The organism is Alteromonas ponticola, assembly GCF_012911815.1.
Lineage (GTDB): Bacteria > Pseudomonadota > Gammaproteobacteria > Enterobacterales > Alteromonadaceae > Alteromonas > Alteromonas ponticola.
Map to the genome: position 1 here is coordinate 214,048 of NZ_JAATNW010000006.1, position 21,777 is coordinate 235,824.

The 21,777-nt window shown below is 46.9% G+C and carries 22 protein-coding genes; 5 read left to right on the forward strand and 17 right to left on the reverse strand.

Going from position 1 to position 21,777, the window contains the following annotated elements:
* Positions 1-6: 6 nt before the first annotated feature.
* The 3 genes from fis to prmA form a co-directional block, all read right to left on the reverse strand.
* Positions 7-300 (reverse strand): DNA-binding transcriptional regulator Fis, encoded by a 294-nt coding sequence (gene fis / locus HCJ96_RS12265; protein WP_075607907.1) that lies wholly within the window; start codon positions 298-300, stop codon positions 7-9.
* Positions 301-330: 30 nt separating this feature from the next.
* Positions 331-1,320, reverse strand: a complete 990-nt coding sequence (dusB, locus tag HCJ96_RS12270; RefSeq protein WP_169211358.1) for a tRNA dihydrouridine synthase DusB — start codon at positions 1,318-1,320, stop codon at positions 331-333.
* Positions 1,321-1,557: 237 nt separating this feature from the next.
* Complete coding sequence (gene prmA, locus HCJ96_RS12275) at positions 1,558-2,436, reverse strand: 50S ribosomal protein L11 methyltransferase (RefSeq protein WP_169211359.1); 879 nt, start codon at positions 2,434-2,436, stop codon at positions 1,558-1,560.
* A gap of 160 nt (positions 2,437-2,596) precedes the next feature.
* Here prmA and HCJ96_RS12280 point away from each other — a divergent pair, with 160 nt between their 5' ends.
* Complete coding sequence (locus HCJ96_RS12280) at positions 2,597-3,370, forward strand: substrate-binding periplasmic protein (RefSeq protein ID WP_343034713.1); 774 nt, start codon at positions 2,597-2,599, stop codon at positions 3,368-3,370.
* On the forward strand, positions 3,348-3,851 hold the full coding sequence (locus HCJ96_RS12285) for a DUF4920 domain-containing protein (RefSeq protein WP_246261357.1): 504 nt from the start codon (positions 3,348-3,350) through the stop codon (positions 3,849-3,851). Before HCJ96_RS12280 ends, HCJ96_RS12285 begins: the two co-directional genes overlap by 23 nt.
* A gap of 116 nt (positions 3,852-3,967) precedes the next feature.
* Here HCJ96_RS12285 and HCJ96_RS12290 read toward each other — a convergent pair whose 3' ends face one another.
* The 3 genes from HCJ96_RS12290 to HCJ96_RS12300 all read right to left on the reverse strand — a co-directional run bounded on the left by HCJ96_RS12290 (position 3,968) and on the right by HCJ96_RS12300 (position 6,158).
* The gene (locus tag HCJ96_RS12290; protein WP_169211361.1) at positions 3,968-5,482 is read right to left on the reverse strand and encodes a S10 family peptidase; all 1,515 of its coding nucleotides are present in this window, start codon (positions 5,480-5,482) and stop codon (positions 3,968-3,970) included.
* 105 nt (positions 5,483-5,587) lie between these two features.
* On the reverse strand, positions 5,588-5,881 hold the full coding sequence (locus HCJ96_RS12295) for a high-potential iron-sulfur protein (protein ID WP_169211362.1): 294 nt from the start codon (positions 5,879-5,881) through the stop codon (positions 5,588-5,590).
* Between the two features lie 85 nt (positions 5,882-5,966).
* Positions 5,967-6,158, reverse strand: coding sequence for a zinc ribbon domain-containing protein (locus HCJ96_RS12300; RefSeq protein WP_169211363.1), 192 nt, complete (start codon positions 6,156-6,158; stop codon positions 5,967-5,969).
* Positions 6,159-6,221: 63 nt separating this feature from the next.
* Here HCJ96_RS12300 and HCJ96_RS12305 point away from each other — a divergent pair, with 63 nt between their 5' ends.
* Together HCJ96_RS12305 and HCJ96_RS12310 are read left to right on the forward strand one after the other, a co-directional pair.
* Positions 6,222-6,536, forward strand: a complete 315-nt coding sequence (locus tag HCJ96_RS12305) for an HNH endonuclease (RefSeq protein ID WP_169211364.1) — start codon at positions 6,222-6,224, stop codon at positions 6,534-6,536.
* Between the two features lie 334 nt (positions 6,537-6,870).
* A complete protein-coding gene (locus tag HCJ96_RS12310; protein WP_169211365.1) occupies positions 6,871-7,209 on the forward strand; it encodes a hypothetical protein in 339 nt (112 codons plus the stop codon).
* 40 nt (positions 7,210-7,249) lie between these two features.
* On the opposite strand, the gene HCJ96_RS12315 is transcribed toward HCJ96_RS12310, so the two are convergent.
* The 3 genes from HCJ96_RS12315 to HCJ96_RS12325 form a co-directional block, all read right to left on the reverse strand.
* Positions 7,250-10,519 (reverse strand): fimbria/pilus outer membrane usher protein, encoded by a 3,270-nt coding sequence (locus tag HCJ96_RS12315; RefSeq protein ID WP_169211366.1) that lies wholly within the window; start codon positions 10,517-10,519, stop codon positions 7,250-7,252.
* Positions 10,520-10,528: 9 nt separating this feature from the next.
* A complete protein-coding gene (locus HCJ96_RS12320) occupies positions 10,529-11,278 on the reverse strand; it encodes a fimbrial biogenesis chaperone (protein ID WP_169211367.1) in 750 nt (249 codons plus the stop codon).
* A gap of 72 nt (positions 11,279-11,350) precedes the next feature.
* Positions 11,351-11,854, reverse strand: coding sequence for a hypothetical protein (locus HCJ96_RS12325; protein ID WP_169211368.1), 504 nt, complete (start codon positions 11,852-11,854; stop codon positions 11,351-11,353).
* A gap of 485 nt (positions 11,855-12,339) precedes the next feature.
* Between HCJ96_RS12325 and HCJ96_RS12330 the strand changes: the two genes are divergently transcribed.
* The gene (locus HCJ96_RS12330) at positions 12,340-14,481 is read left to right on the forward strand and encodes an exonuclease domain-containing protein (RefSeq protein WP_169211369.1); all 2,142 of its coding nucleotides are present in this window, start codon (positions 12,340-12,342) and stop codon (positions 14,479-14,481) included.
* A 14-nt stretch (positions 14,482-14,495) separates the two neighbouring features.
* Here HCJ96_RS12330 and HCJ96_RS12335 read toward each other — a convergent pair whose 3' ends face one another.
* From HCJ96_RS12335 to cutA, 8 genes are all read right to left on the reverse strand, one after another.
* Positions 14,496-14,924, reverse strand: a complete 429-nt coding sequence (locus HCJ96_RS12335; protein ID WP_169211370.1) for a hypothetical protein — start codon at positions 14,922-14,924, stop codon at positions 14,496-14,498.
* A gap of 54 nt (positions 14,925-14,978) precedes the next feature.
* Positions 14,979-16,070, reverse strand: a complete 1,092-nt coding sequence (locus tag HCJ96_RS12340; RefSeq protein WP_169211371.1) for a Gfo/Idh/MocA family protein — start codon at positions 16,068-16,070, stop codon at positions 14,979-14,981.
* Between the two features lie 243 nt (positions 16,071-16,313).
* Complete coding sequence (gene accC / locus HCJ96_RS12345; protein WP_169211372.1) at positions 16,314-17,660, reverse strand: acetyl-CoA carboxylase biotin carboxylase subunit; 1,347 nt, start codon at positions 17,658-17,660, stop codon at positions 16,314-16,316.
* A 14-nt stretch (positions 17,661-17,674) separates the two neighbouring features.
* Complete coding sequence (accB, locus tag HCJ96_RS12350) at positions 17,675-18,136, reverse strand: acetyl-CoA carboxylase biotin carboxyl carrier protein (RefSeq protein WP_169211373.1); 462 nt, start codon at positions 18,134-18,136, stop codon at positions 17,675-17,677.
* Positions 18,137-18,152: 16 nt separating this feature from the next.
* The gene (aroQ, locus tag HCJ96_RS12355) at positions 18,153-18,590 is read right to left on the reverse strand and encodes a type II 3-dehydroquinate dehydratase (RefSeq protein ID WP_169211374.1); all 438 of its coding nucleotides are present in this window, start codon (positions 18,588-18,590) and stop codon (positions 18,153-18,155) included.
* Positions 18,591-18,768: 178 nt separating this feature from the next.
* Positions 18,769-19,524 carry a M23 family metallopeptidase gene (locus tag HCJ96_RS12360; RefSeq protein ID WP_169211526.1) on the reverse strand — a complete coding sequence of 252 codons (756 nt, stop codon included), beginning with the start codon at positions 19,522-19,524 and terminating at the stop codon, positions 18,769-18,771.
* 5 nt (positions 19,525-19,529) lie between these two features.
* Entirely contained in the window at positions 19,530-21,335 is a 1,806-nt protein-coding gene (locus tag HCJ96_RS12365; protein WP_169211527.1) for a protein-disulfide reductase DsbD, read from the reverse strand.
* Positions 21,336-21,409: 74 nt separating this feature from the next.
* Complete coding sequence (gene cutA / locus HCJ96_RS12370) at positions 21,410-21,727, reverse strand: divalent-cation tolerance protein CutA (RefSeq protein ID WP_169211375.1); 318 nt, start codon at positions 21,725-21,727, stop codon at positions 21,410-21,412.
* Positions 21,728-21,777: the final 50 nt, after the last annotated feature.

Genomic DNA, 21,777 nt, shown 5'->3' on the forward strand with positions numbered 1-21,777 from the left:
GCAGTCTTAGTTCATGCCGTACTGCTTCAACTTCTTGCGAAGCGTACCGCGGTTGATTCCCATCATGATCGCCGCGCGGGTTTGATTGCCGCGGGTATAAGTCATGACTTCCTCAAGCAAAGGCGCTTCTACTTCCGCCAGTACTAAATCGTACAAATTATCGATATTGGCGTTGTCCAATTGCTTCAGGTATTTATTTACAGCTTGCTTAACCGAATCACGCAATGGCTTTTGCGCCTGCGTCTGAGAAGGAGTGGTTACCGTTGTTGTAAAAGGTGAAGTCACATTTTGATCGAACATAATACTTTCTTGCTCTTTAGTTAGTCATCACTATGCTGCAGGAAAAACATTGTTTGCTTGCAGCGATTGAAAATATCGTTCAAGTACATTGAGTTGCTCATCAGCATCCTCAATAGCATTGAACTGTTTGCGAAACTGTCGATCCGTATCATGTTCCGCCAAATACCAGCCAACGTGCTTTCGGGCAATTCGAACACCGGCAATGCCGGCATAAAACCCGTGAACGTTGTTTACATGCTCACTTAGTACCTGGTGTTGTTCAGACAACGACGGTGGCGGGAGGTTCTCACCGGTGGTCAGGAAATGTTCAATTTGCCTGAAAATCCAAGGGTTACCCTGAGCGCCTCTGCCAATCATTAAGCCATCTGCACCTGTTTTACTGAGCACGTCCAGTGCTTTATGTGGTGAGGTAACGTCCCCATTTGCTACAACGGGGATAGATACGGCCTGTTTAATTTGCCGAATCGTGTCGTACTCCGCCTCACCTTTGTACATACATGCCCGGGTTCTGCCATGAACCGCTAACGATTGTATGCCGTTATCTTGCGCAATCTTTGCAATTTGTACACCGTTACGATTATCGGTATCCCACCCGGTCCGTATTTTCAGGGTCACAGGTACGTCAACCGCCGCAACAACTGCACAAATGATTGCTTCCACCTGTTCGGGGTATTGCAACAACGCCGAACCGGCCAATTTTTTGTTAACCTTCTTGGCAGGGCATCCCATATTGATATCAATGATTTGCGCGCCATTTTCCACGTTTAAACGAGCAGCATTCGCCATTAACTCAGGCTCAGCTCCTGCAATCTGCACAGAGCGAATTCCAGTCTCGCCGCTGTGATCCATGCGATGTTTCGATTTTTCGGTATTCCACACCCGCGGATTGCTGGACAACATCTCAGACACCACCAACCCCGCACCCATACGTTTGCAAAGCTGACGAAAAGGTCTGTCAGTAACCCCCGCCATAGGCGCGAGCATCAAATTATTGTCGAGCGAGTAAGGACCGATTCGCATAGTAAATATTAAACAACGATTGTGCAGAAATTAAACAACTTGCCCAAACGGGGCGCCAAGTGTACGCGTTTTCGAAACGTAAGGAAAGGCTAAAAATCGCACAAAATCTTGCGTTCGGCCCTTGACAAAGACCTTGTAATTTCAACGTCAAAGCTTTGCATACGTATGCAATATTAGGATGAATATCCTAGCCGTAGAGTAAAGGTGAAATTTATCAACTACCTGTTGGAATGAATGCTATGATTTTACGCCTGATACCCGCGCCCACTCTCCATCAACAACGCTCTCTTCCAGGCGCATATCTTTTACGTACGAGGCCTCAATTTTATCGATTTGCTCGGCGAGTATACCGGACAAAACAATTAACCCGCCTTTTTTTGCATATGCAGTGATGGTGTCTTGCAGTTCAATGAGTGGGCCCGAGAGAATATTGGCCATCACTACATCGGCTTTTAATGCTGGTTGATGTTCTGGCAGAAAAACCTGTAGGCGATCGGCCACGTTATTGCGCCTGGCATTTTCCATGGAGGCTTGCAACGCCTGAGGATCGATATCAATTCCAATCACTTTGCTGGCTCCCAGTTTCAGTGCTGCCAAGGCTAATATGCCGGAACCACAGCCAAAGTCGACCACCACTTTGTCTTGTACATCGATACTGTCGAGCCAGCGCAGACACAGTGAGGTGGTGGGGTGCGTGCCGGTACCAAACGCCAGACCCGGATCTAGCATGACATTCACTGCACTCGGATCGGGAACTTCCCGCCAGCTAGGGCAAATCCATAACCGCTTGCCAAATTGCATCGGATGAAAGTTATCCATCCATTCTCGTTCCCAATCTTTATCTTCTAATGGATCCAGTTTATAAGTGAAGTTGTCGCCCAACACTTTGGCTTTCTTTAAGTTATTGATAATTTCACGTAAATCATCGGCGGCATCGAATAAACCGACGACCTGCGTATCCGGCCACAGCATCACTTCACCAGGCTTAGGCTCATACATGGGGGTGTCTTTTGCATCTAAAAAAGTTACAGCCTTTGCGCCATTGGCCGATAACATGTTGCCGATTTGCTCAGCTTGCTCTGCAGTAGAATCGATTTTTAGTTGAAGCCAGGGCATGGTATTTTCACTTTTAACGGTTAGGCAAATGCAATTAGTATTTTAACAAACTGCAAGATATAAATGGAATGGTATACTTTTACCCGGCTTGTGTCTGCGTCGCTATAAGAGAGTTGTTTGTTTGAAGCTTTTCATATTTAAAATTTTTTTGCTGCTTTCAGTGTTTAACGCTGAACTGTTTGCGCGTGAAATTGAGGTCGCCGCGGGTTGGGATAAGCCCCCTTACATTATCACCAGCGGGCACAGTGGCTTTGAAGTGGAACTGACTAAATCCATTTTAAATGAACTGGGTCATGAAATGGTGCCTATTTTCGTGCCCATGGGGCGTATCCCCCGTATGGTCGGCGAGGAAAGTGTCGGTATTGGCCTGACAATGAATCACAGACACAAGGTTAGTCGGGAAATTCTCAGTGAAATTTACGTTGCATATCAGAATGTTGCGGTGACATTGGCAAGTCGAAATGTCACTATTAATCAGCCGGCTGATCTGAAAAACTTAACCGTCATTGGCTTTCAAACCGCGAAAGCAATATTAGGCGTTGAATACGAGCGTGCGGTCATGCACCACACCGGCTATCTGGAAACCCCCCAACAAAGCCGTCAGGTATCCATGTTACTTTTAGGTAGTGTGGACGTGGCAGTGATGGACAGAAACATTTTTAACTATTTCAAACGCCAGCTACCCTCAAATCAGCAAATGCCAACAAATGTGCATGAAATATTCCCGGTCACCTTTTATCGGGCTGCTATTCCCGATCCAGAATTAAGAAAAGGCTTTAACCGGGTTTTAGGCGAAATGATTAGCGATGGACGCTATAAGGCATTAAGTGAGAAATTTAACGTTGTCGATTTACTCGACCGAATCGATCATCCGATGGAAAAGAAGCTGCCCGTGATAAAAGCAGATGAGAATGAACAAACCAGCCAGCAATAGTAGCGTAAAAATGCGATTCGCACTGATGTGGCTATTCAGTGTTGGGCTCGCCAATGCAGAAACCATCAGGTTGTCAGAGCCCGTGACGGAAGATGTCCACTCCGAGACATTTGGCATTCCATTAGATACGAGTGTACACAATGCCACCTTAGCGCAGCTCGCTCAAACCCCCGCAGATTATGTGCAATCGAGGTTTTTGCTGCGTGTTCCCATTGCCAAAGTGTGTCAGAAAAAAGGCTGTTTTTTTATCGCCAGTGACGGAGAGCATCGTATGCGGGTGGCGTTCAACGACTACAGCTTTTTTATTCCTACTGACAGTAGCGGAAAAACGGTAACCCTGAATGGCGAATTGGTTCGGGTTGAACGAAGTGCGGAAAAAGCCGCCCATTTCAGTCAGGATTTGCAAAGCGCTGAACGCGCTTTGCAATCGGGCGTGACGTACGAAATTAATGCATTTAGTGTGCGAGTGCCGAAGGGTTGATGCGCACGTTGCATTGACTACTAACGCGCGCGACCAATGCTAATATTTACACCGGTTTTGTAGAGAGCAGGAGGACATCGTGAATTTAGCCTCCTTTTTACTATTTAGTCGAACGCTTATTTGTTTGTCATAAACGCACGAATATCCTTCACCAGTTGCTCCAGTGATGGATGGTGGATATACATCATATGCCCGGCTTCATAATACTTCATGGTCACCCGTGAGGTATCCATGCCGTGGTGATTCATCGAGTACTCAGTGGCGAAAAACGGGGTGGCCAGGTCGTAGTAGCCATTGGCAACAAACACTCTGAAATCTTTGTTCTGACGCATAGCGCGGGATAGATTTGGGGTCATGGCTAAAAAGCCCTGACTTCGCGCACCAGCCCCGTAAATCCAATCCCAGTTACGAAATACGTCACCGGAAAGGATATGGTATGGATCATCGCGGTCAATCTGCAGGTCAGTCGCCATGTAGTGTTGCAGCGCGGCGGTGTAAGCACCGTCGATGGCGTATGAGGAAGGGTCAGCTTCAAAACTATCACTCACCTGGCTTTCATCTTCACCTAAATAACGACTATCCAGTCGGCCCACCACTTTACCTTTATCGCGTAACAATTCTTTCATAAAACGAAATTCATTGATGCGCAGGTCGGTCTGCTCAATATAGCGCTTGGATAGCCCAGTGTACTGATGCAGTTTATTCACCACATTTTCAATCTGCGCGGGTTGTGCTAAATCGCCTTTTAGCAATACGCTGGCGTAGTCAGTCAACGCGAAGTCACGGACTTCATCAAGGAAGCTTTCGAGATCTTGATACTGTGACTTATCTGGAAGTGCATTATGGTACCAGGCGGTTGCCGCGTACGTGGGTAAAAAAGTCATATAAGGTAAATCATTACCTGCAGTGAAGTCGCCGGTTTGAAAATCCAGAATCGACGAAATCAGTAATACCCCGTTTAAATCGATACTGCCCCAACCTTCCTGTAGTTCTTTCACCATTGCCGCAGCGCGGGTGGTACCGTAACTTTCACCGGCTAGGTATTTAGGCGAATTCCAACGTTTGTTGCGGGTAATATAAACCCGCACGAATTCTGACAAAATTTCTGCATCCTGCTTGACGCCCCAAAAATCTTTGCCTTCTTTATCGCCCAATGGCTTTGAATAGCCGGTGCCCACCGGATCTATAAACACTAAATCGGCCACGTCTAATAGGCTCAATGGGTTGGTCTCAATCGGATAAGGGGGGGCGCCTACCCGTTCCGCATCACTGGGTAACACCACGCGTTTTGGTCCAAACACGCCCAGATGCATCCACACACTTGAAGAACCCGGGCCCCCATTGAAAACAAACATGAGTGGACGTTCACTATTATTTTTTACATCAGTGCGCGTGTAAGCAATGCTAAAAATACTGGCGGCAGGGTTGCCTTTGTCATCTTTGAGATGAGTTTCGCCCGCGGTAACACGATAGTTGACCCGGTTACCATTTAAGCTGGCTTTATGCTCGGTGGTCGTCACCATTGGCTCTGGAACGGACGCGGGCGTATTTTTTTCTTTAGCAAACGCCGGCGGTACCAATGTGCACAAAGACAATAGTAAGAGAAGTGAATTGGCGGTTATATTTTTCATGTCAGGCGTAAAAAGTTGAATTTACACCTAACATGCCAGAAGATGCCCCATGGCACAAATAGTTACAAGATGAACTTCACCGTGATGCGGCAGAATGTCAGTGACTTATCCGGGGCGTTTTACCCAGGCAGTACACCAGCCGTTAACATTGACCAGTTTGCCAGGAAAAATGGCACAAGGGCGATGCTGTTCGCCTTCTTTTCCCTGAATATACATGCAATTACCGCAGTTCGCGCTGGCTTCGGGGGATTTTGGGGTATATTTCAATGCTTCAGCGGTGGGGTCACTAGCTTGCAATTGCTCCTGTGCAAACGCGCGTAATGCTACGCCACCTAAAGTAAGGCCGATAAGGGATTTACCTGAAACTTTCAAAAAATCTCTGCGATTGTATCCTGCCATTTTTCCTGCCTCGTAAGAGAAACGAAAATGATTCTCTTTTATGCCCTGCCTAAAACAGAAAAACCTGCCCTTGGCAGGTTTCTACTTACGGGTTTTCCCGTTCAGCACTTAAGCTAAGCGTATCACCATCTGCGAAAATAGACAATTCGATTGGCTGGCAACACACCTGACAATCCAAAACCTGAGTTTGTCCTATATCGTTCATTTCATCAACTTCAACATCGTTGGGTGCCATACAGTAGGGACATGAAAACGACATCGGTCGGGTTAAGCTCATATGCTATCCTCTTATTGTCTTTTGTCTGAATACGTAACGAACACAGAGGCAGATCCGCTGACTATGCAAACGCAAAATAAAGTAGGTGTGTGTCCTTGCTGTCATCGCAGGGCCTATCTTACCTTCCATCACCTTATTCCTAAGAAGATGCATCGACGAACATTTTTTCGCAAAAATAAAAAAGAGGAGTTTGATGAGGGCATCATGATCTGTCGTCAATGCCACAATGGTATTCATAAATTTTACTCTGAAATGGAATTGGCGAAGCGGTTAAATTCCCTTGCTGCTATTCTTGCCGATGAGCTTCTAGCCGTTCATTTCGCCTGGGTCGCCAAGCAGAAAATTAATGTAAAAGGAAACTCTAACATTCATTCTTAATCTTGAAATACCGATGTCAGATATCGCGCACGCATGAAATTTTTTGTAATCCCGCCAACGGGTTAGTATTTGTAGATAGACAAAAGCAAAGGAAGAAAAAATTCAGGAATTGATAAATATCTGAAAGTGTTGGCAAATCAGCACAAATATTATACGCTTTTTGTTCCCAGGGATAGCGAACTAAATAATACTAACTAAAATGTCCTCACTATCGAAAAGCTTTCTGTTTGCAGCCTTAACTTTTCTAAGCTTTCAGGCCCACCCCATTACGCTTATTCAAACGGTTCCGTTGCACTTTGGCTCAATATCCGGCCAGGTTGGGTTTAGTTGTGTAATGACTGCAGCAGGGGAGGTCTCAGGCGATTGTAATGTGGTAGATGACAATATCATGCTTGGACAGGTAACAGTCACCGATCTTCCTCGTGATGCTCAGGTAGAAGTGGTGGTTAATGGTTTGAGCAACCCTATGTTGTCATTTGCGCCGACTGTGCGGGTAAGCGGCGGCAGTCGTGGAACTACTACATTAAGTGACGGGCAGCCTGGTATCGTAGAAACAAATGGCAATGGGGGCGACTTAATTATTGATGTGTATGGCGTCGTCATCCTCCGCTCAAACCTTGCCGCAGGGGCAACTTACTCAGCGGACTTTAGCGTTCAGGTAAATCAGCTTTAGCACAATGTTAGCGAGAAAGTTAACAGCCGCTGCCATCGTGTTACAGATTGGTTGGGGGCTCAACATCTGTCATCAATTCATCAGGCACAACCGGAAGCAAGCGCTTTTGTAATTTATCTGCCGAGACAATAAATGGTGATTGTCGATACTGATGATCCAGGAAGTTATCAGAACAGCCTTCAGCATCATTGGCAGCTGATGCTAACAGGGTGTAAAAGGCGCGATTATTCACTAACTGGCGAATCAATACCAGCTGTGGATGTTGTCTAATGATGCTGGGATTAATTGATGTGAGTGCGCGGTAGGAAGCAAGTTGACAGTATCGCGCGGAAGCAGAGGCCGATGACACCAGCGAGTGCGACGCATTTACCTGGTTAATCACGTCATCGAAAACGGCTTCTTTGCTCCAGTCGGTTCCGCTGAAATAAGATGTGGGACGCACAAATGCCTCAGAGAAAGCGGGTTTATTCCTCAATCCGGCTAATGCCTGTAGGGCGCTATCCATCGATGCGTAGTCGCCTATAGTCACGTAAGTTAACGCCCTGGCGTGATTACGAAAAGTGGTTAATTGAGCGGGCACCCACGATAACTCTTTCAATACTTCAAAGATTGAACGGGGAAGACGGAAGATCCCTACCTGAATCTGGTAGCGCTGGGAAGGTCTACTACTAACCTTGGGCGTGCTGTCGACATCCAAATTATTGGCCATCTGGGTTTCATCTGGATTACTGGCGGCAACAAGCCGGATATCAGGAAGCGCTATCGCATCCCCACTGGCTGAGGCGGTAATTGACTCAGGCAGATTAAGTACAGTTAGCTGACGGTTGTTGAGAAAATTTTCATCTATAGCTAACTGATAGTCCCCAGGGGGGACGTTCGAAAAATAGAAATAGCCGTCAGGCTCGGTTTCCGTAGTATCGATAACTTCGTTATCGTTAAGAAGGTAGACGGTTACCTTACTAGCACCACGGCTGGCATTTCCCTTAACCAGATAAACTGAGCCATCGATATCGTTAAATGTCACTACCGGCAGATGCACCGAGGTTGCCGAGCCAGGGTGAGTTTCCACTTCGACGGCATTATCGACGGGTTGCATAAACGGGTCGGGTAAGGTGGCAGGGTCAATGCCAATGATTTGACGAGACTGGCTGGAAATTACGCCAAGCTGGCCATGTTCATTTGTTCGAATACCTCGCCATCGTGTATTACCCGTGAGACCTACGCCAGCCAAACCATAATCCTGACCATCAAAAACATTGTTACGATTTTCGTCCAGAAATGCCATGGCATCGATGCGCGCCGCTCTGCCGCCTGTTGAGTGGTAAAAATCAAATGTGTTTTGCGCGGTGTTGTAACTGAAATCGCCGGTCACAGACAAGTTTACCGCCCAATCACCATTGTCACTTACCGTGCCTGCCAGGCTCAGGTTAACAGGCTGTAAGCGCCAGTTATGCTGATGCCGAAGAGTAAGCTTAGCAGGTTGGGTTTCACTATAGTGCAAGCGCGTTTCGCGATATTGGGTGACCGTTTGTGGCCACCGCAATGACAGGTACGCGTCGTCCAACCGCATGTCGTCAGAAGGGGTAAGCTGAAATGACGTGGCCAGTTGCCAGTCGCCCAGCTGCTTGGCGTAGTAAACCTGAGTGCTGAGGGAGTCGGTACCACTTTCTGTGTATGTCAGGCTGCTGGAGAACGTTCCCCCTAGCACATTGCGGTTCACATTCAGCGATAGTGAACTGATATCGTCTTGTGTTGCATATTTGCGATGGGTGGCACTCACACCCCAGCCCATATAATCAAACCAATCCAGCCTGCCATTGAACCGCAGCGACAGCTCTCTTTCTATGGCTAATTCTTCAGCATACAGATCACTGGAAAAATCGTTAAAAAAACGGCCAGTAAGATTAAATCGCGTGTCGTCCTGAATTCGACCCGTCCAGCCCAGAAACGAGCCATAACCTGCAGAGTGCTGGTCGCTGAATTCGAATCGCAATAACGAACCATTGATCTGGCTGTGCATGCCCATGGTCAAATACGACTGAGTATCCTGTTCTGATAGTAATTGCTGAAAGCTACTGAAAATTGACGTGGCGTCGGTTATTCCAAAAGCCGTTCGAAGCGTGGCTGATTGATCTCTATCGCTGCTGATTTCACCGTCCAGCAGGCGATGGGCATTGTCCGTCATTGCCATTAGGAAATCGAATTTGCCCGGCGCGATTTGATCACGGCCCACATTAACTGTGCGGGTTTGAATTTCCTGCTGTCCCTCAGGGCCATACAGTTTTAGCTCAAAAAAGTTTTCCCCATAATAGGTTTCGACATTTTCAAAAACGACTCGATTATCGTTTTCACTGAAGCGCTCTTCGACAAATTGACCATTGCGGAACAACTGTACTCTCCACCCCGGTAGCACTAATGCATCTATGGTGGTGGCAGAAAACGAGTTTCTAAGTAACTCATTACCCGTATATAGTACTGCGCCAAGACTTTGCCGGGTAGAATTAATCAGTTCGTCCCGCTGCAATTGTACGTCGCCTACTGTATAGCTTATTCCTCTATCCAGCCAACGCTCATTGGTAGTGGGGAGGTAGCGGGAGAAATTTAAATACTGCTGGGTACGATCACCATCTGTCGATACCCGGTACTCGGTCGCATGCCCCAGCAGGTCAAAATTAGCATTAAGGTTACCGGTATATCGCTCGTCTATATCTTCTCCCGTTGATGCGGTGAGTCGGTAATTTACCAGCGGAACGGTGTACATTCGGTATTCGTCGGCAACATGTCGATCGGGTTCACCTATCGAGCCAGCAGAAAAGTTAGGAACATGTACTGTTTGCGCGGAAGTCGGGTAACCCAATGATGGGCTGGTTACAGAAAGTTGCAAAAGATTGTTATCAAATCCGATGTTACCCTCAAGCAACGCAGCTGCCAGCCTGATGTCAATATAGAGGTCAAAGGGATCAGATGCCCATGCAAAGCCGTCGCTGGCTGCTAAGTTATTGAGCTTAATGGAAAACTCGCATAGCGATTCGCTATCGTATGCAGAATAAATTAGCGCCTTATTGAGGTCAATTTGCCAATCTAGATCGAGGCTGCCAGCGAACAGCGATACGGGGACCAGTAAATGACCCTCTATCTCATACACATCAAACGCGTCATTAACCGGTCTGCCGTTAACGCGAAGAACACTAATGAGCAAATTCTCGTCAGAAAAAGCGAGTGCCTGATAGCTATTGTCCAGTTCACAGGCGCTGGCGTGTGAAACAAAGCAACCCAGCCATACCAGTGCTAACCCAACTTGGCGGAACATCTGCAACCGTTAGTTGATCACATAATCCAGCGTTGCATTTGCATTACCGCCGTAATTTTCGTTTTCGGTAAAGGTAATGGTAACCGGACCACGATAATCCGAATTTAATGGGATAAGCACTTTACGCTTTTCCAGGGGGAGATAAGTCGCCACACCGTTTAAAACCCCCACTTCATTGCCTTTATCATCACTGACGGTGAAATTGCCAAACAGAGAACGGTTACCTTGCCGCGTCTGCCACAGTTGAATATGCGGTGTTCCTTGCGACATGACAATTTGCGGGTTGGTTAACGAAGTGGTTGCGTTGAGTCTGCCATGACGAACTACTATAGGGATACTATAGGCAAGCTTACTGCTTAAGGTTACTGCCCCCGTGCCGCTAGTGGGAACTGAAGAGGTTAATTTTAGTACCGCACGGTATTCCCCGTCTGCAAGCCCAGCGGGTTTGCGCAGAGCAAACCGGAGTGCTTGTCGCTGTCCGGGTGCAATAGTTCCACGTTTTGGTGAGTAACGAATTAAGGGAGTGGCAGCGTTGTCGAGTTCAAATACGCTGTAAACCTCTCCTTCTTCGGTCATGGCAGAAAGCGTCAATTCTGCAGTGAATTGGGCATCTGCTGAGCCGACATTTCTTAACTGCAACGCTTCAGCGCGGTCATTACTATCAAAATAGAGGCGGTACTTAGACAAGGTGATGTTGGCGCTTGCCACGAAAGGGAAAAGGATGAGAAAAAGAATCAGAACACGCGTAGCCACAAGCATAATGCCACCTGAAAACAACATAAATATACCGAAAGAAACAAGCGCCCGCGTAAGGGCGCTTCAAATTACCACTTATTGGAACGTCACATCCACAGTATAAGGAACCGTATATGAGGTGCCGGCAGTTAGTGTAGAACCGACCGTAACTGCACCATAAACGTCAATGGTGAGATCAATCGCGGTTGTAGTCACAGCCGTGACAGTACTGTCAGCAATAGATTCGTGGCTTGCGGATGCATTATTGATGTCATAAGTCGAAACAAAAGACAGTTCCGTTGACGTGCCACCGGATACGCTAACATTTAATGGCACATTCTCGGATATGCCGGTGATTGTGATTAGACCCGCAGCAATACTCCCTGCCGAGGCATCACAATCCCCTGATACCGTACCGGTATTTGTCATGGTACAAACAGAAGTTGCAGTGGGGTTGATAGAACCAAAATGAAGTGGCGTGGTTTCCGTAATGGTCGCGTCCTGCATCGCATCCACAGAGGCTTGAAAAACCTGTGAAGCGGCATAAACTGAACCTGATAGAGAGGAGATGGCTGCAAGAAATAGGACTCTTTTTATCATTTTATAATACCTTTTAATTTTATTATCCTAGGGGAGCTGCGACTATCTGCCGGAAATAAGTTATGTACTTCCTTGACTTTTTCTAACATCTAGTCTTCTCTATGTAACCACAGAAATCTGTTGTCGTACAAGCGATAGTTTTCAAGGATTTAGGCGTCTTCAGCTGTTTCAATTAACCCACGCCAACTCTAATTCCGTTTACCCACTGTTTTTGTTAAATTTTTTTTAACATTGTGTTAGAAAAACTTTATTGGATCTTTTGTGATCTTTTTTTGATCGGAGTCGTCATATCGCGCTGCAGCAGTGGCAAAGGGTTAGGTTCTGAAGCAAGTCAGTATCAGCATAACTTTCTGCATTGATTGAGGTAGCCATTAATGAACTTACTGGCATTTTAAACTCGGCCAGCAACCACTATATTTGAGCGACTTGAAATTTTACCCTGTATAAATATACAATGCGCTGGACTATAGTCAGGTTTAAGGCTCATGCGTAAAACTCTTCCCACTTTTTACTACCTCACACATTTTCATGAATTTCTTGGTTTTTTTGACGGCGTCAATAAAGCGTTGTTAGGTGAGCCAGAACACCGTTTCATGGAAGAGTTTGCGCAATTGACGCATGATCAGCAATGCATTATCGCGCGTGCTGCAAATAGAAAATATGCAGTTATCAATCGCCAGCATTTTAATTACGACGAAATTAACACGCCGCAATCACGTCTTGATGAATTAATCGAAATGCAATGGTTTAGCGACTTATCGGACGCGAACGCGCATGATGTGGCTGCGGTGATGACCAAAAGTGATTTGTCAGCACTGCTCACCCAACTCTCTCAATCTTCTGTATCTTCTTCACTGAAAAAGCCGGAGCTCAGTCAGTTATTAATGCAACAGGTCGCAGAACATGGTTGGCCGGCGCAATTTCCCCATGCACATTTTCTGGTTAGAAATTTCGAGCACACCTTTCGGTATTTACTGTTCGTTTATTTTGGCCATTCGAAAGGGCGCTTGAATCAATTTTCTTTGCGCGATTTAGGGGTAATGCGAACCCGTGATGATGGGCCGTCAGAACAGTTGCGTTTTCATGATAAGGACGACGCGAAAGCGGCCTTTTATTATGCCATGCAGTTGGAGCAGTTGCCTTTTTGGCAACCCGACCAATTAAAATCCGCGCCTGTCTGGGCAGACACCACCGCGCAGTCACCTTTGGCAGTACAGTGGCAGGAAAAGTATCAGTTTGCCCTGGGGCAACAATTGTTAGACATTGATCCTCACGCGGGCTTACAGGTGCTTGCGCATACGCCAGGCGACAGAGCAAAGGAAAAATGGATACGTGAAGCCTATAAGCAGGAACATAAGGAGTCGGTCAAAGCCGAGTTAGATCTTCTTATTGATACACCGCCATCTGATACGTTACTCAGTTTTGCTGAAGATTTTTTAGCGCGAAAATTTCATAAAAAACGCACCAGCGCGTTGACTGACATGTTGCGTAACGCCACTCGCACACTCAAGCTGGACATCAGTCAAAATGCAAGCGTTGAAGCAGGCGTTTTGGCACACTACAAGCGGCAGGCTATCCAGGCTTACCGTACTGAAAACCAACTGTGGCGTAGTATTTTTGGGCTTATTTTCTGGCCGATACTGTTTGAACAGGATGAGTTTGTAAACGAGTTTGACCGTCGTCCTGTTTGTCTGAAGGAAAATACTTTTTATACCCGTTATGCACAGCATATTGAGGCAATTTTGGAGCGACTGAATTCAGTCGAAGAGTTAAAAAAACACATTCTATCCATCGCGAGTAGCCGATACGGGCAGGCAAATGCGCTGTTTATCTGGTCGCGCAGACTGCTCGATCCGATCAATGCCCTGCTCGAACATTGCGAAGTTACCGAATTGGTCAGCTTTCTACGTATGATGGCGCAGGATTTTCACAGCCTGCAAGATGGTTTTCCCGATATCATGGTAATTGATGATGGAAAACTGCTTTTTGAAGAAGTTAAAGCCCCCGGCGATCAACTCAGGCGAAATCAGTTGGTTTCAATTCAGCGCCTGCAACAGGCGGGTTTCACCGTGCATATCAGTACCGTTGAATGGTATTTTGATCCACAGCAGCCTTACGTGGTGGTAGATATTGAAACCACTGGCGGTAAAGCCGACTACCACCGGATAACCGAAATTGGCATGGTAAAACTGGTGAATGGTCAGGAAGTTGCTCGCTGGCAAAGCCTGCTGAATCCGCAGCGACGGATTCCCTCAGCAATCACCGCACTTACTGGCATCAGTAACGAGATGGTCGCTGATGCGCCTTTATTTGCCCAGCTCGCAGAGGAAGTTGATGAATTCACGCAGGATTGTGTGTTTGTCGCACACAATGTAAATTTTGATTATGGCTTTATCAGACAAGAATTTGCGCGGCTGGAGAAGTCATTTAAGCGTCCGAAATTGTGTACTGTCAGAGAGATGCGCAAGGTCAAACCCGGACTCAATTCGTATTCTCTTGCTGCGCTGACGCGAACGTTCGATATTAAAATGGAACGTCACCACAGAGCACTATCTGATGCGAAAGCAGCGGCGGAATTATTAAAAATGATATTAGATGAGCGCCTTAGCGCCACACCTGATAGTTAACGCGTTCGGTGTGTTCAGGACATGCGTTTGTCCATGGTAAATGCTGGAAGCAGATAGGCCATGAGTTGGCGTTTCCAGTCCATCGGCAACATACCATTGGCCAGCAGGCTGGATTCTTGCGTAGAGAGTTGGCTGGCGGCGGATTGATAAAAGCGGTTGTTTTCAATCAATCGCTGGATGCGATGAAAAATGTCGTCAATCATTTCATCTGCTGACACGTCGAGCCTGGCTAATGCGTACTCGGTTAAAAATGACTGCAGCTTCGTGTGCAATGTTTTTTTAAGTTCAGTGACCGACAACTTAATGTTGCTTTTCGTCACTACTGACGCGATAGACGCCTGCTCGCGTTCCGCCATAAAAATCATTGAGGTTGCAAGTAGAATTGTGATGGGCAGCTTATAGAGGGGGAGCTGTCCTATGACCAACTTGACATGTTCCGACATTATTATTTACTTTATTAGACAGCGTGACTGATTGTTACAATCTCAGCAGGTCGCTTAGATCACAACCCCTTGCCCTGTTTTTGCTGAGCGGAAAATTGCTTCGATAATACGAATATCCTTTAATCCCTCTTCACCAGATACCAGCGTAGGACCTTGGCCAAGGATCGCAAGGGCGTCATTATCCATTTGTAACGTTTGCTGCATTCCGGAAATGGGGGAAAGTACCGTGCCATCACTGATTGTTCCGGTTACGCCGGAATACGACTGCATCGGTTGCAGCGAGTAGTGTCCGCGCTCACATTGTACCTCCAGGCGATTAAACGATTTCACCACACTGGTGCCACAGTTAGCGACCAATCCATTGTTGAACTCCAAATCAAAATAGGTCGTTTCGTCAACTTCAGTGAATGTCTCCGGGTGTGATTTTTCATAGCGGCCACTGACTCTAATAGGCTCCATGCCGGTTATGAAACGGGCGCCGTTTAAAGGATACACCCCCATATCATACAGGGCACCGCCACCCATTTCCTTTTGCATGCGCCAGTTATCCGCGGGACGCCCGCTACCTGCGTAACCGGCAAAACTCTCAATCTGGCTAAACGGGCCGAACGGCATGGTTTTATGTAATGCAGCCAGTCGCCGGGTATTGGGCTCATGCTGCATGCGGTATCCAATCGCCAGCTTTACCTTATTTTTATTGCACGTATCGATGATGGCCTGGCATTCACCTTCATCCATTGCCATTGGTTTTTCACACCATACATGTTTACCGGCTTGGGCTGCCATTACCGAAAACTTCTTATGTAAGCCGGTTGGCGTCACTACATAAACAATGTCAATGTCAGGATTATTTGCAATGTCTGGCAAGCTCTCATAGGAATAAACGTTTTCATCGGCGATATTATATTGTTTCTGCCACTGGGGAATTTTTTCCGGACTGCCGGTGATGATGCCGCGCAGTTCACAAAATTTCGTGTGTTGTAGAGCGGGCGCTAACAACCCTTTGCTATAACTCCCTAAACCTAATAACGCCACTCCTAGTTTTCGGGTCGGTTTAACGGCGTTAGCGCTCAAAAATCCGGATTGGGTTACTGCCAACCCTGCCATTATTGACGCTAGAAATTGTCGGCGAGTGAACGATCCCATTTTGCTCTCCCTAAAAATGTAGATTACATAAATTTAATTTAATGAACAGAACTGGTGGCACCAGTGAACGTATAAAAAATTGCACTGTTGAAGGTGCGTACGCGTTCTTGCAATTTTGGCTCGTCCCCCCGACGAGCCTTTTTTTGTACGGCTTAAAATGGAAAAGTGATTGAGGGATGACGAAAGTGTCCGAAACATTTTGAGTGGGTAATAAAAAGCCCGGTATAAACCGGGCTTGTCTGGTTATTTGGCGATGCCTAACTTTTTCTCCAGATAGTGGATATTGGTTCCACCCGCAAAGAAGTTTTCGTCAGCCATAATTCTTCGCTGTAGAGGTATATTGGTTTTTATGCCATCTATTACCAGTTCATCCAGCGCGTGGCGCATCCGAGCAATTGCCTCATCACGGCTCTCGCCATAAGTGATCAGCTTGCCAATCATGGAGTCGTAGAAAGGCGGTACTGAATAGCCTGCGTAGATATGCGAATCCCAACGCACACCCAGGCCACCCGGCGAATGAAACATATTAATTTTACCCGGACTTGGCACAAAGTTATCTGGATCTTCAGCATTGATACGACATTCGACAGCATGACCGCGGATCTGAATCTGCGATTGGTCAATTGACAGCGGTTGACCAGCGGCAATGCGAAGCTGTTCCTTGATCAGGTCAACGCCGGTGATCATCTCTGTAACGGGGTGTTCAACCTGAATACGGGTGTTCATCTCAATGAAATAAAATTCACCATTCTCATACAGGAATTCGAAGGTACCGGCACCACGATAGCCAATTTCGATACAGGCGCGGCGACAGCGCTCACCAATTTTTGCCCGCATTTGTTCAGACACACCAGGCGCAGGGGCTTCTTCCACTACTTTTTGGTGACGACGCTGCATCGAACAGTCACGCTCGCCCAAATGAATTGCATTACCCTGACCGTCAGCTAAAACTTGAATCTCCACGTGGCGTGGGTTTTCCAGAAATTTTTCCATGTACACGGTGGCGTTGCCGAATGCTGCTGCCGCTTCTGCTTTAGTGGTTTCAATCGCGCGAACCAATTCCTTCTCGCTGCGTACCACGCGCATACCACGGCCACCACCACCACCAGCGGCTTTGACAATGATTGGGTAACCAATGCGTTTGGCAATGCTTTTGTTACGATCTTCGTCATCATTAAGCGGGCCATCAGAACCGGGTACGCAGGGCACACCTGCTTTTTTCATTGAATTAATGGCTGACACTTTATCACCCATCAAATTGATGGTGTCTGCTTTAGGACCGATGAAGATAAACCCGCTTTTCTCCACCGCTTCGGCAAAGTCTGCATTTTCCGCCAGAAAACCGTATCCAGGATGAATGGCAATTGAATTGGTTACTTCGGCAGCAGCAATAATGCGCGGAATATTAAGGTAACTGTCGGTAGCCGAGTTTCCACCTATGCAAATGGATTCATCGGCTAACAACACGTGTTTAAGATTGCGATCTGCAGTGGAATGCACGGCAACAGTTTTGATGCCAAGCTCCTTACAGGCTCGCAAAATACGCAATGCTATTTCACCGCGATTTGCTATGAGCACTTTATCTAACATAATGACAAACCCACTTATTCGATAACGAACATTGGTTGATCAAATTCAACCGGGTCCTGGTTTTCCACCAGAATCTCTTTAACCACACCCGCTTTGTCGGCTTCGATCTGGTTCATCATTTTCATCGCTTCAACGATACAAAGGGTGTCGCCTACGTTCACTGACTGGCCTACTTCAACGAATGGTTTAGCGGTAGGAGAAGAGGAACGATAGAAAGTACCGACCATAGGCGACTTAACCACGTGGCCGGAGGGAGCTGCCGGGGCGCTCGGTTCTGCTGTCGGCGCTGGTGCTGCCGGTGCCTGTAATGCCGGTGCCGGCGCTTGCGCAGCAAAATTATACTGAGGTGGCATCATTGGTTGACCAGTAGGGCCACGGTGGATGCGCACCGATTCTTCACCTTCGGTGATTTCCAATTCAGCAATACCTGATTCTTCAACCAGCTCAATCAGTTTTTTAATCTTTCTTATATCCATGTTCGGTCTCTGTCTGTTAGTTCGAATTAAAATGTGAAACAGCTGCGGTTAGTGCAAGTTGGTAGCCTAAACTACCCATGCCCACTAACACCCCAGCGGCGATATCGGAAAAATAGGAATGATGTCTAAAGTTTTCGCGTGCATGCACGTTGGAGAGATGCACTTCGTAAAAAGGAATACCTACACTGAGCAGGGCGTCTCTAAGCGCTATACTGGTGTGGGTAAAGGCGCCAGGATTGATAATAATTGCATCCACTTTGCCTAACGCCTGCTGCACGCGGTCGATTAGCGCATGCTCGGCATTCGATTGAAAATGGTCCAGTGATACCGCATGTTGTTGCGCAAGCGCTTTTACACTCTCAACAATTTCAGCAAGGGTCTGGGTGCCATATTTGTCTGGTTCACGTTGCCCTAACATATTTAGGTTAGGCCCATTCAAAAGCAAAATGTTCATTAAAATGCAGTTATCTTCCGGAAACTCGTCAGGTATTTCTCATTCCAACAAAATTTTGTGCAAGTTGCACGAAAAAAAACCAGTTGGGCGGAAACTTTTTAAATTAACCAAAGATTATAGTCAGGAATGAAGATTTAGCAGCAAAATACTGGTCTAATCAGCAATTATCGGCGCAAATTTAGTCGCTGAGGCTGTCGTCGAATGCAAATTTGACTGATTGAAAGTTTCCGTTCGGCAGCGCTTTATAAACGCCAAAATGCAGATGGGGTAGCGATGAGAAGCCGGTATTGCCTGATTTTGCAATGGGTTGACCCTGCACTACGCTGTCACCGCGCTTGACCAGAACGCCATCCTTTTGCAGGTGATAATACTCGCCGGTGGTGCCATCATCATGCAAGATCACCACGTAATTAGCATACCGTGCATACTTTTTGGCCGGGCCGCCCCGATCAAATGACGCTTCTACATCAATTACTTTACCGCTGCGTGCAGCGACGACCTCAGTACCCACAGGTACAGCAAAATCGATAGCGTATCTGGATGCGCCCTGGTGGCTGTAACTGCCATTAAAACCTTGCACGATACTATTTTTGCCGTTTGCCACCGGGTAACGATAGGCGAACGCATCATCATGTCGGGCGTTTAACGTTCCTGCCGTCCAGCTCACTTGCATGGTGTGCCAAAATTGATGAGGTGATGTTATCTGTCCAAGGGTTTGTGATTCAGTATTTTGTAATGAAAGTGTAATTTCTGAAGGGGTCATGGCCGAAGAACTGACGGTTACTACCACCGGCAGGTTATCCTGCAAACGGATATTTGCCAGCTTGGTGTTTTGCTGTTTAGTGGTACTGATACAAAACCAGTTATCAAAGCAGCCCGGGCTAGCATGCGCTGTATTTAGCAGCAAAGCAAAGCCAACGGCGACCCATTTCATCACGCTTACTGTCCGGAGACTGCGTCAGGTAAAGCGTGTTCGACATGTTCGGCGAACGGCGCAGCGCGCATGAAGCCAGTCACGCGGGATTGCTTTAACTCGTTACCCTGATTATCGAAAAATAAGATGGTCGGCAGCCCCAAAATCTCAAACCGTTCCTGAAAGGCCAGATTGGTTGGTGTATTGTCAGTCAGATCAATTTGCATCCACTCCGTGTTGGCCAGTGCCTGTTGAACGCGTTGATCAGGGAAGGTGTATTTCTCAAATTCCTTACACGCGACACACCAGTCGGCATATAGGTCGACCATCACAGACTTACCTTTTGCATTGGCATCGGCGAGTTTTTGCTCAAAATCTGCGAGATCCTTCACCACAATAAAGTCAGGGTGCGACGTGGCGCTTGCTGTGCCTGAATTTGACTGCACGTCCAGCGGAATGCGCAGACCTTGTTGTACTGTTTGATAGCCAACAAAAACGCTCACGAACAGCCCCACAAAAATCGCGGCAGCGCGCACACCTTTCATGAACGTCGGTGGCGTGTTTTGATTCATTACCTGATAATAAGCAAAGGTAGCCAATCCCAGAAGTGCCCACAGCAGATTAGTGAACAGATTGCTCCACAACCGTTCAATGAAGAACAGTGCTACCGCCAGCATCATAAAGCCAAAGGTAACTTTTACCACATTCATCCAGTTACCGGCTTTCGGTAACAGCCTGCCACCACTCATACCAAATAGTACCAACGGGATACCCATGCCGATACTCAGTACATATAATGAAATAAAGCCTAAAAACATATCTCCGGTCTGAGCAATAAATAGCAGAATTCCGGTAAGTGGCGCGGTGGTACAGGGGGATGCGATGAGCCCGGATAGCACTCCCATTACAAACACACCGCCAAATTTACCGCGGGATTGTGAATTGCTCAGGTTATTCAGTTTTTGTTGCCAGCTTGCCGGTAGCTGCAGGTTGTAGGTGCCAAACATGGCAAAGGCCAACAGTACAAAAAGAATGATAAAGGAGATCAGAATAACCGGGTGTTGCAGTGCAGCCTGAAATTGCACACCTGCAGAAGCCACCACCAAACCAAGCAACGAATAGGTAATTGCCATACCCTGCACATAAACAAACGACAACAGAAAGCTGTGACTAAGCGAAGCGTTTTTGCCTTGCCCCAAAATGATGCCTGATAAAATGGGGTACATAGGAAAAACACAGGGCGTAAATGCCAGCCCGATGCCTAACGCTAAAAATAACAGCAGGGTGATGAGTAAATCATCTTCGGTTAGTCGCGCGGCTAAGTCGTACTGTTGCGACTGAGACGCCGGTTGCACGGTGGCTGGATTTACGTATGCCTGGCTGTCATCGACTGCACCCACTTGTGACAGGTAAATAACTTTGGTTGTGGGTGGATAGCACAGACCCGCTTCAGCACATCCCTGAAAGCGCAGCTTTACTACACCGTCCTGTTGCGCTGATGCAATCGGATACGTATAAGTGACCTGATCAAAATATACTTCGCTCAAGCCAAAGAACTCATCTTCCTTTTCTTTGGCGGGAGGGAACTGTGGCTCACCCAGTTCGACGTTTTTGGTGGCTGCTTTAAATTGATGCTTATATAGGTAGTAGCCTTCAGCGATGGTAAAATGAATGCGTAATGACTCGTCTTGCTGGGTAAAATCAAACGCAAACGCCTGGTCGACGGGCAGGAATTCCGGCTCGTCATTGAACAGCCCACTGGTAGCATTATCTGCAGGAAACTGTGCGTAACCGGGTAATACTACCGACAAGGTCAGCACCAATAAAAGCATCTGTTTGATTTTCACTAAATATATCTCTCTTACTACTTTGTTAATGACATCGTTCGTCACCCAAATGCACTGCTTTACGCTGTGGTTTGTTCGCCTATCCAGCTAATATAACTATCACTACCCTGTACATCGGGAACGACCAGCCACTCAGGAACATCATAGGGGTGATGCCTATGCACTAAAGTAAAGGCCTCTTCCACACAGTCTGTAACGGTTTTGATAATCAGCTGACATTCTGTGTCAGTAATAACTTTACCTTCCCAACGATAAACCGCTGACACTCTGGGTATGATCTTCACACAGGCTGCCAATTTCTTATCCACCAACGCTGAGGCCACTTTTTTCGCCAGATTCTCTTCTGGAACGGTGCAAAATACGAGGCAAACTGACATTCGTTACTCCTTTACTTGTTGTAAATTAAGCAAGCCACTTAGCTTAGCAT

Excerpts from the sequence above, each read along its gene's own strand:
- fis (WP_075607907.1), bottom strand. The coding sequence starts at position 300 with ATGTTCGATCAAAATGTGACTTCACCTTTTACAACAACGGTAACCACT.
- dusB (WP_169211358.1), bottom strand. The coding sequence starts at position 1,320 with ATGCGAATCGGTCCTTACTCGCTCGACAATAATTTGATGCTCGCGCCT.
- prmA (WP_169211359.1), bottom strand. The coding sequence starts at position 2,436 with ATGCCCTGGCTTCAACTAAAAATCGATTCTACTGCAGAGCAAGCTGAG.
- HCJ96_RS12285 (WP_246261357.1), top strand. The coding sequence starts at position 3,348 with ATGAACAAACCAGCCAGCAATAGTAGCGTAAAAATGCGATTCGCACTG.
- HCJ96_RS12290 (WP_169211361.1), bottom strand. The coding sequence starts at position 5,482 with ATGAAAAATATAACCGCCAATTCACTTCTCTTACTATTGTCTTTGTGC.
- HCJ96_RS12295 (WP_169211362.1), bottom strand. The coding sequence starts at position 5,881 with ATGGCAGGATACAATCGCAGAGATTTTTTGAAAGTTTCAGGTAAATCC.
- HCJ96_RS12300 (WP_169211363.1), bottom strand. The coding sequence starts at position 6,158 with ATGAGCTTAACCCGACCGATGTCGTTTTCATGTCCCTACTGTATGGCA.
- HCJ96_RS12305 (WP_169211364.1), top strand. The coding sequence starts at position 6,222 with ATGCAAACGCAAAATAAAGTAGGTGTGTGTCCTTGCTGTCATCGCAGG.
- HCJ96_RS12310 (WP_169211365.1), top strand. The coding sequence starts at position 6,871 with ATGACTGCAGCAGGGGAGGTCTCAGGCGATTGTAATGTGGTAGATGAC.
- HCJ96_RS12315 (WP_169211366.1), bottom strand. The coding sequence starts at position 10,519 with ATGTTCCGCCAAGTTGGGTTAGCACTGGTATGGCTGGGTTGCTTTGTT.
- HCJ96_RS12320 (WP_169211367.1), bottom strand. The coding sequence starts at position 11,278 with ATGCTTGTGGCTACGCGTGTTCTGATTCTTTTTCTCATCCTTTTCCCT.
- HCJ96_RS12325 (WP_169211368.1), bottom strand. The coding sequence starts at position 11,854 with ATGATAAAAAGAGTCCTATTTCTTGCAGCCATCTCCTCTCTATCAGGT.
- HCJ96_RS12330 (WP_169211369.1), top strand. The coding sequence starts at position 12,340 with ATGCGTAAAACTCTTCCCACTTTTTACTACCTCACACATTTTCATGAA.
- HCJ96_RS12335 (WP_169211370.1), bottom strand. The coding sequence starts at position 14,924 with ATGTCGGAACATGTCAAGTTGGTCATAGGACAGCTCCCCCTCTATAAG.
- HCJ96_RS12340 (WP_169211371.1), bottom strand. The coding sequence starts at position 16,070 with ATGGGATCGTTCACTCGCCGACAATTTCTAGCGTCAATAATGGCAGGG.
- accC (WP_169211372.1), bottom strand. The coding sequence starts at position 17,660 with ATGTTAGATAAAGTGCTCATAGCAAATCGCGGTGAAATAGCATTGCGT.
- accB (WP_169211373.1), bottom strand. The coding sequence starts at position 18,136 with ATGGATATAAGAAAGATTAAAAAACTGATTGAGCTGGTTGAAGAATCA.
- aroQ (WP_169211374.1), bottom strand. The coding sequence starts at position 18,590 with ATGAACATTTTGCTTTTGAATGGGCCTAACCTAAATATGTTAGGGCAA.
- HCJ96_RS12360 (WP_169211526.1), bottom strand. The coding sequence starts at position 19,524 with ATGAAATGGGTCGCCGTTGGCTTTGCTTTGCTGCTAAATACAGCGCAT.
- HCJ96_RS12365 (WP_169211527.1), bottom strand. The coding sequence starts at position 21,335 with ATGCTTTTATTGGTGCTGACCTTGTCGGTAGTATTACCCGGTTACGCA.
- cutA (WP_169211375.1), bottom strand. The coding sequence starts at position 21,727 with ATGTCAGTTTGCCTCGTATTTTGCACCGTTCCAGAAGAGAATCTGGCG.